This window comes from Lacinutrix sp. MedPE-SW, from assembly GCF_001874145.1.
Taxonomy (GTDB): Bacteria; Bacteroidota; Bacteroidia; order Flavobacteriales; family Flavobacteriaceae; genus Lacinutrix.
In genome coordinates, this window is sequence record NZ_MPCX01000009.1 from 66,661 (window position 1) to 83,289 (window position 16,629).

Here is a 16,629-nt window from a genome sequence, read left to right on the forward strand (position 1 = left end):
AAAATCATAACATTACTGTGGTATTTTCGTTCTTGATATTACGCTATAAATATCATTAATCAAAAAACCAATCAAAAAAATATGCGAAAGCTACTTCTAATTGTTTCAATTTTATTTGTCTCAATTTCATTCTCACAAACAAAAGATTTTTTAGTAACAGGAAAATTAATTGGCTCAGACGACCAGTTACCACTTGAGGCAGCCACAGTTTACTTGCAAAGAGTAAAAGACAGCTCTTTAGTTGCTTATACTATTTCCGACAGAAACGGAAACTTTAAATTAGAAGATGAAACAGGAGATAGTAACCTAAATTTATTCATTTCTTATGTAGGTTATAAAACCTATTTTAAAGAGCTAAAAATGGATAAAAAAGAATTTAATTTAGGAACAGTTTCTCTAGAAATAAGTTCTAATGCTTTAGATGAAGTTGTAATAAAATCTGTCGCTCCGGTAACCATTAAAAAAGATACTTTAGAGTTTAACGTAAAATCTTTCAAAACTAAAAAAGACGCTAACGTAGAGGACTTGCTGAAACAATTACCAGGAGTTGAGGTAGATGAAGAAGGAAAAATAAAAGTAAACGGAAAAGAAGTAAATAAAATTCTTGTAAACGGAAAACCGTTTTTTGGTGACGACCCAACCATTACAACTAAAAACTTAACAAAAGATATTATAGAGAAAATTCAAATTGTAGATACCAAAACAAAATCTGAAGCCTTTACAGGAGAAGCTGGAGATAAAGAGAATAAAACCATTAATTTAACCATAAAAGAAGAAAACAATAAAGGTGTATTTGGGCGTGTTTCTGCTGGTGGAGGAACAGATGAAAGGTATGAACTTGCCGGTATGGTTAATGTGTTTGATAATGATAGAAGAATAAGCGTTTTAGCAGGTGGTAATAATACTAATTCACCAGGTTTTAGCTTTGGTGAAATTTCTAAAATGTTTGGTCGTGGCGGTGGCATGACATTTAATAGTAATGGTTCTTTTTCTATTGGAGGAAGATCTTTTGGTGGTGGACAAGGTATTACAACCTCGCAAAATGTAGGTGCTAATTACGCAGATAAAATTGGTGAGAAAATTGAAGCTAATGGCGATTATTTTTATGCATCTAGTAGTTCTTTTAATGAGAGTTCTTCGCAAAGAGAAACCATTCTATCAGACTCTCGATTTTTTACAAATTCAAATTCTAGATCAGATAATGACACAGACAGTCACACTGTAAATCTAGAATTTGAAATAGAAACAGATTCAACATTTCAAATTAATATAGAGCCTTCATTTTCTTATTCAAAAAACAATACAAGATACAGTAACAATGACGAGACGTTAAATAATGACCGTGTTTTAACCAACCAATCTTCAACAAACTCTAACGTAGAAAGTTTTGCAAAACAATTTAAAAACGATTTAAGTGTAACTAAACGTTTAGGAGGTAAAGGCGCTTTTTTAAAGTTTGAATTAGAAAATACTATAGGAAGAAACGAAAGCGACGATTTCTTAAATTCTAATACCGAAATATTTGGTAGTAACCCAGAAACAATAGTTAGAAACCAATACACAAGAGGTGATAATGAAAGTAACGGTGTAACTGGAGAATTTACTTATAGATTACCATTAATTGCTAAAAAATTATTTTTAAATTTTGAGTACGAATACTCTCGAGATAGAGATGAAAACACACAAAGTACTTTTGATTTTGATGAAGTAAGCCAGACTTATTCAGAATTTAATACAGATTTAAGTACAGATTTTAATTATACAGATTCTAGAAGTATTCCAGGAATAGGAATAACCTATAGAGGTGAAAAATGGTCTACAAGATTTAATGCCAGTTATAACTTTAGAACACTTAAAAATGAAGATCTTCTACGTCCACAATTTAATGTAGAAAGAAAATTTAAAAATTTAGAATTAAGTTACAGTACAGATTATAGATTTAGTGAAAAAGCATCATTGTATTTTAATTATAGATTACGAAATAATCCACCACAATTAAGACAATTACAAGCATTTACAGATGTGTCAAACCCATTAAATACCATAATAGGTAATCCAAATTTAGGACCTGCAAATAATCATAATTTCTATTTAGGTTTTAATAACTACGATTGGCAAAAACGTACAGGACTGTATTTTAACTTAAACGGAAGCATAGACAATAACCAAGTCGTATCAAAAACAATTGTAGATCCAGAAAGTTTAGAGCGTGTAACAACATACGAAAACGTAGATGGTAATTATAATTTTGGAGCCTCTGGAAGTTATAGTAAACGCATAAAAATAGATTCGGTTAAAAGTGTAAGATTACGTGGTGGCGCTTGGGCTAATTTTAATAGAAATATTAATTTTAATAATGATGTAAAATACTCAAGTAACGTAAGTAGTATTACACCAAATTTTGGTGTAGATTTTGTTTGGACTAAAGTATTAGAGTTTAAACCATACTACCGTATAACTTTTACAAATAATGCTTACGATATTCAAGCTTTTGAAGATAGAGAGTTTACAAGGCATTCTGCAGGATTAAGAACAGCAACATTTTTACCAAAAAAATTAGAATGGCGTAACGATATAAGTTATAATTATAATCCAGATGTGGCAGACGGTTTTCAAAAAAGTGCTTGGTTCTGGAATTCTACTTTAGCATATTCTATTTTAAAAGATAAAGCAGCAATAACTTTAAAGGTTTACGATTTGCTTAACCAAAACACCAACGCTAGGCGTACAGCAACTCAAGATTATATAGAAGATTCACAAAGTACAGTCTTACAGCAATTTTTTATGGTAAGCTTTAGTTGGAAGTTTAATAGTTTAGGACCAAAAGGAAAAACAGGAGGAAATGATGTGTTTTTCTTCGATTAATTCCATTTAACAAAAATAGAATCTAATGCTATTGAAACACCTTTATAAAATTCCTGGTTTTTAAAATTAGGTACAATTGTATTTTCAATAATTGTATAAGCAACTGTATCTGTAATTTTTTTCTCTGTTCCCGTACCTGTAGCAATCGCAATGGCTCGATCGTATCTAGAAATTAATAATAAAAGACCATTATTTTTTTCTTTTAATCCAACACCAAGTTGTGTGGCAAGTAACGTAGCATGATTTAATGCAGTTACATTTTTAGGTAAAGAGTCTATAGTATAAATACAAATTTGATTACTGGTTTTAAATTGGTAGTTTTTAATTTTTTCTAAAAGAAATTTCGCTTCGGTGTTAGAAAATAAATTGGTGTAATCTTGAATAAAATTTTGATTTTTTTCAGGATTAAAAACGTCTTGTTTACAAGAAATTGTAAATATGAAATATAAAAACAGTATGAAGTTTTTCATATTATAATTTCTGTTTTAAAAGTTAATTGTAATACTAATTTACCAACCACCAGAAGCGCCACCACCGCCAAAACCGCCGCCGCCAAAGCCACCGCCAAAGCCACCACCAGAGCTACCTCCAAATCCGCCGCCAAAACCACCAGAACCACTTCTATAGCCACCACGACCAGAATTACTAAGTATAATAGCTTCAAGTATGTCTCGTGTTGTGTTTCGGCTATCGTAACCACTGCCATTGTTACCGCCACCATTTCTGTTTTTTACAATTGAAATAATTAGAATAATAAATACAATAAGTAAAAAGAAAGCAACTCCAGCCGGAAAAGTACCACTATCATTTTGTCTTGTACCTTGGTATTCACCATTCATAACTTCAAAAATGGCATCGGCTCCACGATTTAAACCTCCATAATAATCGTTACGTTTAAAGTATGGAATAATGTCTCGCTCTATTATACGGCGCGACATAGCATCTGTCATTAAATGCTCTGTGCCATATCCTGTGCTAATGCCTATTTTTCTGTCATCACGAGCTAATAAAATAAAGATACCATTATCTTTTTCTTGATCTCCAATTCCCCATTTTTGTGCCCATTGCGTGCCAAGATAGTTTATATATTCTCCTTGAGTTGAAGAGATAATTGCTACAACAATTTGCGTTGAAGTTGTATCAGAATATTTAACAAGTTTATGCTCTAAGTTGGTTTTTTGTCCAGGTTGCAATAAGTCTATATAATCATAAACACTGGTTTGGCCACCATTTTTTTTTGATGGTTTAGGTGGAATTTCAAATTGGGCAAAAGCAATTTGGCCTATAAAAAATAGAGACATTACTAAAATTACTTTTTTTAGTATGCTTTTTTTTAAACTTGTTTTATAAACGAGATGCTGCTTTGTTCTTTTCATCCTTTAGAAATAGTGTTGCTTAACTCGTTTGTGTCATTTTCTAATTTTGGGAAATAAGATTTTAACTGGTTTCCAGCTAAAAGAATACCATCTACCAAGCCTTGTTTGTAATTTCCGTTTTTAAAATGGGTTTGTATTGTGTTTTTAGTATCGTCCCAAAATGTTTTTGATACAACACTATTAATACCTTTATCTCCATAAATAGCAAAAGCCTTATCGTTTACAGCAACATAAATTAATACACCATTATGTAGCGCTGTGTTTTGCATTTTTAAAATTGAAAATACTTCAAGAGCGCGAGCTTCAATATGTCCTTTTGCAGAGGTTTCAATATGTACGCGTATTTCGCCAGAGGTCTGTAATTCTGCCTCACGAATTGCTGCAACAATTTCTTGTTCTTCAATGGTGGTTAAAAAGGCTTCAACAGGATTTTGCATGAAAAAAATTAATCGAAATTAAATTCTACATCTGGAACTTTTTCAGAACCTGGATCTGCTTTATATCTAGCCATTTCTTTAAAGCCAAACATACCTGCAAGTATTTTATTTGGAAATTTTGTAGTATAAATATCGTATTTATTTACAGCATCATTATATCTGTCTCTTGCAACATTAATACGGTTTTCTGTTCCTTCTTGTTGCGAAATAAATTCTTTAAACTGTTCTGTTGTTCTTAATTCTGGATAACGCTCAAATGATGCAATAAGTCTGCTAAACGAACCGCTTAACTGGCTTTGCGCTTGTTGAAATTTAGCTACATTTTCTGGTGTTAAATTATTAGCATCAATATTTACAGAGGTAGCTTTAGATCTTGCTTCTATAACTTCGTTTAAAGTTTTTCTTTCAAAATCTGCCGACCCTTGTACTGTTTTTATAACACTACTATATAAATCGCTTCTTCTTTGGTAGCTGCTTTCTACATTAGACCATGCTGTTTTTGCATTGGCTTCAAGCTCTACTGCTGTATTATTTATGCCAACTCCCCAAGAGTAAATAGCAAAAATAATAAGGCCAATAACTATAAGTGGTATAAGAAATTTTTTCATGGTGTTTGGTTTTTTAGTTGAGTTTTCTGGTAGTGCTTTATAATTCATTTTTTAATTTTATTAGCTGTGCCTTGATTCCTTCTAATTTACTAATAATTTCAAAATTAGTTAGGCTTTTTTGTTTTTCTTCTTTTAAATGCGTTTTTGCACCTTCTAAAGTAAAACCTCGCTCTTTAACTAGGTGATATATAAATTTAAGATTCTTTATATCTTCTGGCGTAAATTTACGATTGCCTTTAGCTGTTTTTTTAGGTTTTAATAAATCGAATTCTTTTTCCCAAAATCTAATTAAAGACGTGTTGACGTTAAAAGCTTTAGCAACTTCACCAATAGAATAATAACGTTTTTCTGGAAGGTTAATTTGCATTAATCTAAAGATTGATTTTCTAATGATGCACGCTCTAGTAACTTACTAAACTCTTCGGCTGTTAAGCTACCATAGTAAAAGTTTATTGGGTTTATGCGTTGGTCGTCTTTAAAAATTTCGTAGTGTAAGTGCGGTGCTTCACTTCGGCCTGTACTTCCCACAAAACCTATTAAATCTCCACGTTTTACTTTTTGGTTTTTACCTACGTTATATTTGTATAAATGTGCATATAGCGATACATAACCATAGCCATGATCTATACGTATATGCTTACCGTAACCAGAAGAGTTACTATCTGCTCTTGTTACAATACCATCGCCAGAAGCATATACTGGTGTGCCACGAGGCGCTGTAAAATCCATTCCCCAATGCATTTTTCGGGCTTTTGTAAATGGGTCTGTTCGCATACCAAAACCAGATGCCATTCGGGTTAAATCTTCATTGTTTACCGGTTGTATTGCAGGAATAGTTGCTAGAAATTTTTCTTTTTCTTCTGCTAAAATGGCAATTTCGTCTAAAGATTTAGATTGTACAACAATACGTTTTTGTAGTATATCTATACGTTTATTACTTTCTTTTATGAGTTTAGAGTTGTCAAAGCCTTCAAAAACTTTATACCTGTTAACACCGCCAAAGCCAGCTTTACGTTGTTCTTCTGGTATTGGGTTAGCTTCAAAATACAATCTATAAATGTTATTATCTCTATCTTCAATACTTGCTAAAACAGCTTCCGCTTCATCCATTTTTTTGCTAAGCAATTCAAACTGTAGTTGCATATTGCTTAATTCACGTTTAAGTGCTTTTTCTTTTGGAGATTCTAAAAATTGGCTCGCAAGAAGCACAGTTAAAATTCCAAATACTGCTGCCGAAAATAAAAACGCTACTGCATACTTAAAAGTACGCCTTTTTTTTCGTGTAATTTTACGATACGATAACGTATCTGCATCATAATAATATTTTACCTTACTCATTATCTAATTTATGCTATTTTTGCACTGAAACTTTGCTCAAAATCGAGCAGCTTTCATAAAAAACGCAAAACAAATATATAAATTGTTTTCTAACGTTCGCGATTAGTTAAAGCAAGATTATTAACAATACTAATTGAAATAAGCCATTGGCATTAGGTTTTATAAAGCTTAAGCCGTAAAGTGAGTTTCATTTATTAATATAAAAGCAAGAAATAAACAGATGAAATCTCAAGATATTCGCTCTACATTTTTAAATTTTTTCGAAAAAAAGAAACACAGTATTGTGCCTTCTGCACCTATGGTTTTAAAGGATGATCCAACGTTAATGTTTGTAAATGCTGGAATGGTTCCTTTTAAAGAGTATTTTTTGGGAAATTCTGAACCTAAAAACACACGTTTAACAGATTCTCAAAAATGTTTACGTGTTTCTGGTAAACATAACGATTTAGAAGAAGTTGGTTACGATACATACCACCATACCTTATTCGAAATGTTAGGAAACTGGTCTTTTGGAGATTACTTTAAAAAAGAAGCTATTGCTTGGGCTTGGGAGTTGTTAACCGAAGTTTATAAAATAGATAAAGATATTTTATATGTAACTGTTTTTGAAGGTAGCGAAGATAGCGATAAGCTTGAAATGGATACAGAAGCTTATGATATTTGGAAACAATACATTAGTGAAGACCGCATTTTAAAAGGAAATAAAAAAGATAATTTCTGGGAAATGGGAGAACAAGGACCTTGCGGACCTTGTAGTGAGATACATGTAGATATACGTTCGGCTGAAGAAAAAGCAAAAGTAAGCGGTAAAGATTTAGTAAATATGGATCACCCACAAGTGGTCGAAATCTGGAACCTTGTATTTATGCAATATAACCGTAAAGCAAATGGTTCGCTTGAAGGTTTACCAAATAAGCATATAGATACAGGTATGGGATTTGAGCGTTTATGTATGGTGTTGCAAAATGTACAATCTAATTACGATACAGATGTTTTTACACCAATTATTCGTGAAATTGAAACCATTACAGATAAAGAATATAATAAAGATGAAAAAACAGATATTGCTATTCGTGTAATATCAGACCACGTACGTGCAGTAGCATTCTCAATTGCCGATGGACAATTACCTAGTAATACAGGTGCTGGATATGTAATACGTCGCATTTTACGTCGCGCAGTACGTTATGGTTTTACATTTTTAGACAAAAAAGAGCCTTTTATTTACCGTTTAGTAGATGTTTTAAGTGATAAAATGGGAGAAGCATTCCCAGAATTAAAAACACAAAAACAACTTATTGAAAATGTAATTAAAGAAGAAGAAACCTCTTTTTTAAGAACATTAGATCAAGGTTTATTATTGCTAGACCGTATTATAGAAACTACAAAAGGAAAAGAAGTTTTAGGCGCTAAGGTATTTGAGTTAAAAGATACTTATGGTTTTCCAGAAGATTTAACCGATTTAATTCTACGTGAAAAAGGCTACACATATAATGTAGAAGAATTTAATGCAGAGCTAGAAAAACAAAAAAGCCGAGGTAGAGAATCATCAGCTTTAAAATCTGATGATTGGACAACGCTAGTTGAAGATGCAGAGCAAGAATTTATTGGTTATGATGCTTTAGAAGCTAATGTGAAAATTACACGATATAGAAAAGTAACCTCTAAAAAAGATGGTGAAATGTATCAATTAGTATTTAATTTAACACCGTTTTATGCTGAAGGTGGTGGACAAGTTGGTGATAAAGGATATTTAGAAGATGCTCACGGAGATGTTGTTTATATTTTAGATACCAAAAAGGAAAATAATGTAATCATTCACTTTGCTAAAAATCTTCCAAAGCATTTAAATGAAACCTTTAAAGCTGTTGTAGATGCAAAACAACGTTATAGAACAGAGTGTAACCATACAGCAACACATTTATTGCATCAAGGATTGCGTGAGGTTTTAGGGACACACGTTGAGCAGAAAGGTAGTGCCGTACATTCTAAATACTTACGTTTCGATTTTTCTCATTTTTCTAAAGTTACAAACGAACAATTGCAAGAGGTTGAAGATTTTGTAAACCGAAGAATAGAAGGAAAATTACCACTACAAGAAAATAGAAATGTACCAATGGACCAAGCGATAGAAGATGGCGCAATGGCATTATTTGGTGAAAAATATGGAGACACTGTAAGAACAATTCGTTTTGGGCAATCTATAGAATTATGTGGAGGTACGCATGTGAAAAATACTAGTGATATCTGGCATTTTAAAATAGTATCAGAAGGCGCAGTTGCTTCTGGAATAAGAAGAATTGAAGCCATTACTAGTGATGCTGTTAAAGATTTTTATGCTGAAAACAGCAAGGTGTTTTCTGAAATGAAATCATTGTTAAATAATGCAAAAGATCCTAAAGAAGCTTTAGTGAAACTGCAAACTGAAAATAATGACTTAAAAAAGCAAATTGAAAGTTTACTTAAAGACAAAGCCAAAAATTTAAAAGGTGAATTAGCAAATAATTTAGCCGAAATTAATGGTGTGCAATTTTTAGCCGAAAAAGTAGATTTAGACGCTTCTGGAATTAAAGATGTAGCTTTCGATTTAGGACAAAAACATAAAAATTTATTTTTATTATTTGGATCTGATGCTGGCGGAAAAGCTATGTTAACTTGTTATATTTCTAAAGAACTTGTTGCTGAAAGAGATTTAAATGCAGGAACTGTAGTTAGAGAATTAGGAAAATTAATTCACGGCGGCGGCGGCGGACAACCGTTTTTTGCAACCGCAGGCGGAAAAAATCCTGAAGGAATTCAAGAGGCTTTAAATGAAGCAAAAAAATATATTCAATAATGCCGCTTTAATTTTAAAGCTAAGCTTATAAATGAAACTACAAACAAACATAAAACTTAAAAAGCAAGAGCATAATCTTATAGATTATAATTCAAAACTCTTGCTTTTAGGTTCTTGTTTTTCAGAGAATATAGGTAGTAAATTAGAGTATTTTAAGTTTCAATCGGTTTCAAATCCTTTTGGTATATTATTTCATCCTAAAGCTATAGAAACAGTAGTTTTAAAAGCACTTCAGCAAAAACAATATACAGATGGCGATGTCTTTTTTCATAATGAACAATGGCATAGCTTTGATGCGCATTCGGTGTTAAGTAATACTTCAAAAGAAAGTTTGCTTAAAAATTTAAATGCACAATTACTTTTACTTGAAAAAAGTATTTTAGAATCAACACATATCATAATTACCTTAGGTACAGCTTGGGTCTATAATTTAATAGAAGAAAATAGAATTGTAGCTAATTGCCACAAAGTACCTCAAAAAGCATTTAAAAAAACACTACTGTCTATTGAAAGTATAGAGAAAAGTCTTCAAAATTGTTTAGTAAATATAAAAAAGCTAAATAAACATGCTACAGTAGTTTTTACAGTGTCTCCAGTAAGGCATATAAAAGATGGCTTTGTAGAAAATATGCAAAGTAAGGCGCATTTAATATCTGCTATACATCAAACTTTAAATAAGGATGTACTTTATTTTCCATCTTATGAGATTATGATGGATGAGCTTCGCGATTATCGTTTTTATAAAAGTGATATGTTGCATCCTAATGATACAGCTATAAAATATATATGGCATAAATTTCAAGACGTTTGGATGAGTGCGGAAACTCAAAAAATAATAGATGAGATAAATACCGTACAAAAAGGACTTCAACACAAGCCATTTAATAGTGAGTCTCAAGCGCACCAAAAGTTTTTAAATAAACTTGATTTTAAAAAAGAACAACTAAAAAATAGATATCCTCATATTAATTTTTAGTGTTTTTTAAATTACGATTTCATTAATTTTTATTGTCTTATTTTATTGATTTAGTGAATAAACAGATATTTTTTGTTTTTATCGAAAAAAAATAGTGTTTATTTTGAAAATTAACTATATTAGACTTGCTATTAATCAATTCATTTAAACATCAGTGTTCCAAATATTTAATTTGAAGACTGGTGTTTTTATTTTGTTTAAATTTTTATTTAATGTATTAACAGTTTTTAAACTTTTAAAAACTTAAAGTTTAACTATTTTAGAGGTATGAGAAAAATACTTTTTGGAGTAATTATAACTTTAATAATACTCTTTAGTTTTAAATACTGTAGTGAAAAGAAAAAAGACAAAATTACGCTTCAGGAACATTCTGCTTTAATTCAAGAATCACTTAAAAATGTTGGTAAACTTGTGGTTACCGAAGGTCATTTTAGTCAAGTATTTAATTATAATAATTCAAAAGATTTATTTGGAAGTTTAATTTCTGTAGAAAAAAAAGCGTTGGTAGTTGTAAATGCAGATGTTACTGTGGCTTACGATTTAAGTAAAATTGAATATAAAATTAACGAAGAAACCAAAACACTAACTATTTTAAATATTCCGAAGGAAGAAATAAAAATTTATCCCGATTTTGAGTACTACGATGTACAAGCAGATTTTTTAAACCCATTTGAGGCAAACGATTATAATGCCATTAAAAAAACGGTAAACCAGCAATTAATGAAAAAAATCGAAGCTTCAGATTTAAAATCTAATGCACAAAATAGGTTAATAAGTGAGTTAGCTAAATTTTATATTCTTACTAATTCTCTAGGTTGGACACTGCAATACAATCAAAATACCATACAAGCAGTAGAAGAATTAAACGGTTTAAAATTATAATTTCTTTTTTAAACCAATCCAACCGCCACCATTTATAGCGCTAATATTATTTAGGTTTAAAAATTTTGCTGCTTTCGCGGAACGTACACCGCTTTCGCAACAAGCTATAATAGGTTTGTTTAAAGCTTTAACTTCATCAACACGATTGTTTAATTCGTCTATTGGTATGTGTACTGCATTTTCAATATGGCCTTTATCCCATTCGCGTTGACTTCTTACGTCTAAAATCACTGCGCCATTATTTAAATATGTTTCAACTTGTCGTTTTTTAGCACCAAAAATAAAATCTAAAAATCCCATAATTTTAATTTGTTAATTCAAGACCATTTGTAATTAGATGAGCAACTTCTGGTCTTTTATGTTTTATATCATCTAAATGTGTTAATAGTAATTCACTTAAATTTTGATCGTTCTTATTTGTAATTTCATACAGCTCTAAAAGTAATAGCCAATCCTCTGGATGGTCGCTTTTTAAGCTTTGTACAATTGAAGTTATGCTTTCTTTAGAATATGCTAAACTTCTTAAATCTCTAACATTTTTATATAAACGTTCTAATGCTAATGTTTTTTTGCTTTTAATATTTTGTTCTGTATTTGTTTCAGAAACATGATACAAATTATTAAAAGATCTAAAATCTGCTGCACCTGCAAAAGCAGAAACTATAGATGAGCCAACTGCAAGTTTAAAAGTGCCTTGATTTGGAGAAAATAATATTCTGTCTTTATGTTTAACAGTGCAATCTTCAAATTCAATTAAAATTAATTTACCATAAATATTTCTTATTCCAGTTACGTTTAAGCCTTCTACGGTAATACCGCTATCGTATTCTATAAATAAACGTTTGCCATCGTAAAAGTTGTAAGCTTTAAGATCGCGTGGTCCCATATCCTCAATAGCAAGATTGATGCCTTTTAATTTTCCAATAGGCGAACAAAAACCATTTATATTTTCATGTTGTCCGTGCCCAATTAATTCTTTTTCTCTATTAGCTAAAGCTGTAGGACCTTCTGTTTTAAAAAATACAACATTGTTGTCTTCATCGGTTATCATTTCAGTAAATACGCCAGAAATTTGTAAACCAGTATTAAGTTCAATACTTCCTATTTTTTTAGAATCAATTAATTTTTGCATACCTCTAAAACCACCTTTTCTTAAAGCCATAGTACTAGAAAATTCTTCAAGAACTTCCATAAGATAAGCAAAATCTGGAGTAACAAAAAGTTGAGGCTGTGGTTTTGTAATATCAAATTCTACTTCGGCAGCTTCAATACTATAGGGTTTTTTAATAACAGCATCTGTCATGCACCATTCGCTTTCGCCAATGGAAGATAGTAATCCAGCACCATAAATTTTTGGGTTTTTAATAGAGCCTATTAGTCCGTATTCTACAGTCCACCAATGTAAATTTCTAATTTTTGCCATTTCAGAAAGTGGTACTTTTTTATTTTGTAAAGTATTTACATGTTCTTCGGCTATGGCAATTTCTTCATTAGTTGATGTTGCAGCTTCTTTTAAAATGGATAAAGCACGAACAGCTTCGTACATGTCATTATCATGTGAAGATAAAATAGCTTTCGACCCTATTTCTCCAAAACGTCTTAAGTACTCAGCATAATCTGGGTTTGCAATAATTGGAGCATGTCCTGCAGCTTCATGTATAATATCTGGAGCAGGCGTATATTCTATATTTTCTAATTGCCTAATATCTGAAGCTATAACTAAAACTTTATAAGCTTGAAACTCCATAAAAGCATTGGGAGGAATAAAACCATCTACAGCAACAGCAGCCCAACCAATATTTTTTAATATGCGGTTCATGCCATACATACTTGGTATGTTTTCTATAGAAATACCTGTTAAATCTAGCCCTTTTAAATAAGAATGGTGAGCAACTTTACTTAAATAAGAAACATTTCTTCTCATAATATAACGCCAAACAGCTTGATTAATTGGGCTGTAATCATCATAATTTTGCGGCTTTATAAATTGTTTTAAATGAGGAGGAAGTCTGTCTATAAGTGGATTTGTCTCAATGTTCTGGTTCATTCTAAAAATTAAAATAATATAAATTAGAGATTTACAAAGTTATGAATAATAAAACCGCATTTATAAGGTAATTTTTTTAATCTTTTAATTTCTGTTGAATATGTATATTAGTAGCGATGAAACAAGAAACACGTAAAGAAGAAATAATAAGAGTAGCAGCTAAACTTTTTAAAGAAAAAGGATACAGTGCGGTTACTATGCGAGATTTGGCTACAGCTATGGGAATAAAAGCAGCTAGTCTTTACAACCATATCAATTCTAAACAAGATATTTTAAATACTATAATAATTTCAATTGCCGAAGAATTTACACAAGGCATGAAGCTGGTACAAGACTCAAAACTTTCTTGTATAGATAAGCTAAAGCAAATTGTGGCTTTGCATGTAAAAATAGCAAGTGAAAATATATATGGAATGGCATCCTTAAACAACGATTGGATGCATTTAGAAACACAATTAAACTATTATTTAAGTTTAAGAGATAATTACGAAAAAGATTTTCTTTCCATCATACAACAAGGTATTGAATCATCAGAACTTAAAAATGTAAATCCAGAAATTGTAATGTTTTCAATGCTTACCACATTACGTTCACTATACATATGGATACCTAAAAAAGAGGAACTAAACGCAAACGATTTAGCAAATAATTTAAATAAAGTACTCATTCACGGAATTAACATTTAGGTATCAAATTATTTCTTAACTTTGTATCACTAACTAACAAGTGTTAGTTTAAGGATTAAGAAATAATAATGGCACAATTCTATAAACTAAAAATACAAGATATATATAAGGAGACAGACGATACTTCGGTTGTTTCTTTCGCTGTTCCAGATAATTTAAAAAACGAATTCAAATTTCGTCAAGGTCAGCATTTAACGCTAAAAGCAGATATTAATGGCGAAGATGTTCGTCGGTCATATTCGCTATGTTCTGGCCCAAACGATAACGAGTGGAAAGTTGCAGTAAAACAAATTTCCGGAGGTAAGTTTTCAAGCTATATAAATAATAATTTAAAAGCAGGAGACGAGTTAGAGGTTATGGTGCCAAGTGGTACCTTTGGTGTCGAGGTACAGCCAGAAGCATCAAAAAATTATCTGTTTTTTGCAGCAGGAAGTGGTATCACGCCAGTGCTTTCAATGTTAAAAGCACATTTATCGGCAGAGCCTAACGCAACTTGCAAATTGTTTTACGTTAATAAAACAGCAAAATCAATAATCTTTAAAGAAGCCTTAGAGCAACTTCGAAACACATACTTTGGTAGACTAGAAATCTATTATTTCTTAACCAAAGAACGTCGCGATATCGAGTTGTTTAACGGACGTTTTGACGATGAAAAGATGCAAGTTTTAACCAAAACGTTTATAGATATTCCAGACACGAGCGAAGTTTTCCTTTGCGGACCAGAAAAAATGGTACACTTTGTAAGCGACTACTTAATAAACGCAGGTTTACCTAAAGAACTCGTGCATTTCGAGTTATTCGTAACAGGTTTATCAGACGAAGATATTAAAAGAGCCGAGCGTCTAGCACAACAAAATGTAGAAGGAACAGAAGTAATCATAGTCGATGGCGGAAAAGAATTCGCCTTCACCATGACCAAAGAGTACGATAACATTCTCGATGCAGCCTTAGGTGCAGGAGCCGATTTGCCATTCGCCTGCAAAGGTGGCGTTTGTAGCACCTGCAAATGCGAGGTCATAGAAGGAAACGTAGAAATGAAAATAAATTACGCGCTAGACGATAAAGAAGTCGCGCAAAACCTGGTGCTAAGCTGTCAAGCAGTACCAACAACAGATAAAGTAATCGTCGATTTCGACGTGTAAAATTTCTTTGAAAAAAGGAATCTTAAAATAATAATTTTAGCGTTACCCAAAAGGGTCAGGCTTTCCACTATATCTTTTTTGAGAAAAACAAAAAAGGATGTCGTTGCAATCCTTAACGCGCCAACAGCAAAAGGCCAACAGCCAACAGCTAATAAAAAAGAAGTTCAACAAGCTAAAAGCCAAAAGCTAGTAGCTAAAAGCTTAAGATTATGAGTGAAGAACAAGTAAAAAATTTAGAAGAACAATTCGAAGCACGTATCGCAAGAGACGAGAAAATCGAACCAAAAGATTGGATGCCAGAAAAATATCGTAAAACGCATATTAGGCAAATGTCGCAACACGCACATTCCGAAATTGTAGGTATGCTTCCAGAAGGTAACTGGATTACAAGAGCACCATCTTTAAGACGTAAAGTAGCATTGCTTGCAAAAGTGCAAGACGAAGCAGGACATGGATTATATCTATATTCAGCAACCGAAACTTTAGGTATTTCTAGAGAAGAAATGTACGAGCAGTTGCACACAGGTAAAGCAAAATATTCATCTATTTTTAACTATCCAACCATTACTTGGGCAGATATGGGAGCCATTGGCTGGTTAGTTGATGGCGCAGCAATTATCAATCAAGTACCACTGTGTAACACGTCTTATGGGCCATATGCAAGAGCAATGATTCGTGTGTGTAAAGAAGAAAGTTTCCACCAACGTCAAGGGTATGAAATCATGATAAAATTGGCAAACGGAACACCAGAACAAAAAGAAATGGCACAAGATGCTTTAAATCGTTGGTGGTGGCCAAGTTTAATGATGTTAGGCCCAACAGATGCAGAGTCAATTCATACAGCACAATCTATGAAATGGAAACTAAAACGTAAGTCTAACGACGATTTACGTCAGCAGTTCATAGACCAAACCGTTCCACAAGCAGAATTAATAGGTTTAACCATTCCAGATCCAGATTTAAAATGGAATGAAGAACGCCAAAGTTATGACTTTGGAGAAATCGATTGGGACGAGTTTTGGCAAGTTGTAAAAGGTCATGGACCAATGAATAAGGAACGCATGAAAGCAAGAGTAAATGCATGGGAAAATGGAGCATGGGTTCGTGACGCAGCAATGGCACATGCCGAAAAGAAACAAGATAGAAAAGAGAAGAAGGCGGTTTAATAAAGTTAAATGGTCAATGACTTTTGATTTAAAAATCAGTTAGCAAATAATCACCATGTTGAAATGCAGAATAACAAAATGAAATCGTTAAGAATTTTTGAAGCCTTGGAAAAAATTTAGATTTCATTTTGAGGTTTTAAAACTCTAAAAGAAGTTTTAAAAATTCCTCATTTCAACTTGAACTTTTGGTTCGTTTTGTTTCAAGACAAAATGAACATAAAGAAAAAAGAAAATATAAATATAATTAATAAGATACCTGTTTTTACAGGC

15 protein-coding genes are annotated in these 16,629 nt (G+C 31.9%); 7 read left to right on the forward strand and 8 right to left on the reverse strand.

What is annotated here, in order from left to right; genetic code table 11:
- Window positions 1-81: 81 nt before the first annotated feature.
- Window positions 82-2,865, forward strand: a complete 2,784-nt coding sequence (locus BM549_RS09675) for an outer membrane beta-barrel protein (RefSeq protein WP_290470079.1) — start codon at window positions 82-84, stop codon at window positions 2,863-2,865.
- On the opposite strand, the gene BM549_RS09680 is transcribed toward BM549_RS09675, so the two are convergent.
- The 6 genes from BM549_RS09680 to BM549_RS09705 form a co-directional block, all read right to left on the reverse strand.
- Window positions 2,862-3,335, reverse strand: coding sequence for a YgcG family protein (locus BM549_RS09680; RefSeq protein WP_290470080.1), 474 nt, complete (start codon window positions 3,333-3,335; stop codon window positions 2,862-2,864). The genes BM549_RS09675 and BM549_RS09680 overlap by 4 nt on opposite strands.
- Window positions 3,336-3,374: 39 nt before the next feature.
- On the reverse strand, window positions 3,375-4,166 hold the full coding sequence (locus BM549_RS09685) for a YgcG family protein (RefSeq protein ID WP_041301824.1): 792 nt from the start codon (window positions 4,164-4,166) through the stop codon (window positions 3,375-3,377).
- Between the two features lie 71 nt (window positions 4,167-4,237).
- Window positions 4,238-4,678, reverse strand: a complete 441-nt coding sequence (locus BM549_RS09690) for a TPM domain-containing protein (RefSeq protein ID WP_290470081.1) — start codon at window positions 4,676-4,678, stop codon at window positions 4,238-4,240.
- A gap of 8 nt (window positions 4,679-4,686) precedes the next feature.
- A complete protein-coding gene (locus BM549_RS09695; RefSeq protein WP_290470133.1) occupies window positions 4,687-5,286 on the reverse strand; it encodes a LemA family protein in 600 nt (199 codons plus the stop codon).
- A 37-nt stretch (window positions 5,287-5,323) separates the two neighbouring features.
- Complete coding sequence (locus BM549_RS09700) at window positions 5,324-5,653, reverse strand: MerR family transcriptional regulator (RefSeq protein ID WP_013870227.1); 330 nt, start codon at window positions 5,651-5,653, stop codon at window positions 5,324-5,326.
- Window positions 5,653-6,624: a M23 family metallopeptidase gene (locus BM549_RS09705; protein ID WP_290470082.1), complete on the reverse strand. Its 972-nt coding sequence runs from the start codon at window positions 6,622-6,624 to the stop codon at window positions 5,653-5,655. The genes BM549_RS09700 and BM549_RS09705 overlap by 1 nt, the downstream gene beginning before the upstream one ends.
- A 220-nt stretch (window positions 6,625-6,844) precedes the next feature.
- Here BM549_RS09705 and alaS point away from each other — a divergent pair, with 220 nt between their 5' ends.
- From alaS to BM549_RS09720, 3 genes are all read left to right on the forward strand, one after another.
- Window positions 6,845-9,460, forward strand: a complete 2,616-nt coding sequence (gene alaS / locus BM549_RS09710; RefSeq protein ID WP_290470083.1) for an alanine--tRNA ligase — start codon at window positions 6,845-6,847, stop codon at window positions 9,458-9,460.
- A 31-nt stretch (window positions 9,461-9,491) separates the two neighbouring features.
- Window positions 9,492-10,436, forward strand: a complete 945-nt coding sequence (locus BM549_RS09715) for a GSCFA domain-containing protein (RefSeq protein WP_290470084.1) — start codon at window positions 9,492-9,494, stop codon at window positions 10,434-10,436.
- A gap of 267 nt (window positions 10,437-10,703) precedes the next feature.
- Window positions 10,704-11,318, forward strand: a complete 615-nt coding sequence (locus tag BM549_RS09720) for a DUF4230 domain-containing protein (RefSeq protein WP_290470085.1) — start codon at window positions 10,704-10,706, stop codon at window positions 11,316-11,318.
- Here the strand turns inward: BM549_RS09720 and BM549_RS09725 are convergent.
- Together BM549_RS09725 and BM549_RS09730 are read right to left on the reverse strand one after the other, a co-directional pair.
- A complete protein-coding gene (locus BM549_RS09725; protein WP_013870232.1) occupies window positions 11,313-11,618 on the reverse strand; it encodes a rhodanese-like domain-containing protein in 306 nt (101 codons plus the stop codon). The two genes, BM549_RS09720 and BM549_RS09725, sit on opposite strands and share 6 nt — an antisense overlap.
- Before the next feature lie 4 nt (window positions 11,619-11,622).
- Entirely contained in the window at window positions 11,623-13,365 is a 1,743-nt protein-coding gene (locus BM549_RS09730) for an aromatic amino acid hydroxylase (RefSeq protein WP_290470086.1), read from the reverse strand.
- A 116-nt stretch (window positions 13,366-13,481) separates the two neighbouring features.
- On the opposite strand from BM549_RS09730, the gene BM549_RS09735 reads away from it, so the two are divergent.
- From BM549_RS09735 to paaA, 3 genes are all read left to right on the forward strand, one after another.
- Complete coding sequence (locus BM549_RS09735; RefSeq protein WP_013870234.1) at window positions 13,482-14,051, forward strand: TetR/AcrR family transcriptional regulator; 570 nt, start codon at window positions 13,482-13,484, stop codon at window positions 14,049-14,051.
- A 68-nt stretch (window positions 14,052-14,119) separates the two neighbouring features.
- Complete coding sequence (locus BM549_RS09740; protein WP_115837662.1) at window positions 14,120-15,193, forward strand: 2Fe-2S iron-sulfur cluster-binding protein; 1,074 nt, start codon at window positions 14,120-14,122, stop codon at window positions 15,191-15,193.
- Between the two features lie 209 nt (window positions 15,194-15,402).
- Window positions 15,403-16,359: a 1,2-phenylacetyl-CoA epoxidase subunit PaaA gene (paaA, locus tag BM549_RS09745; RefSeq protein ID WP_290470087.1), complete on the forward strand. Its 957-nt coding sequence runs from the start codon at window positions 15,403-15,405 to the stop codon at window positions 16,357-16,359.
- Window positions 16,360-16,629: the final 270 nt, after the last annotated feature.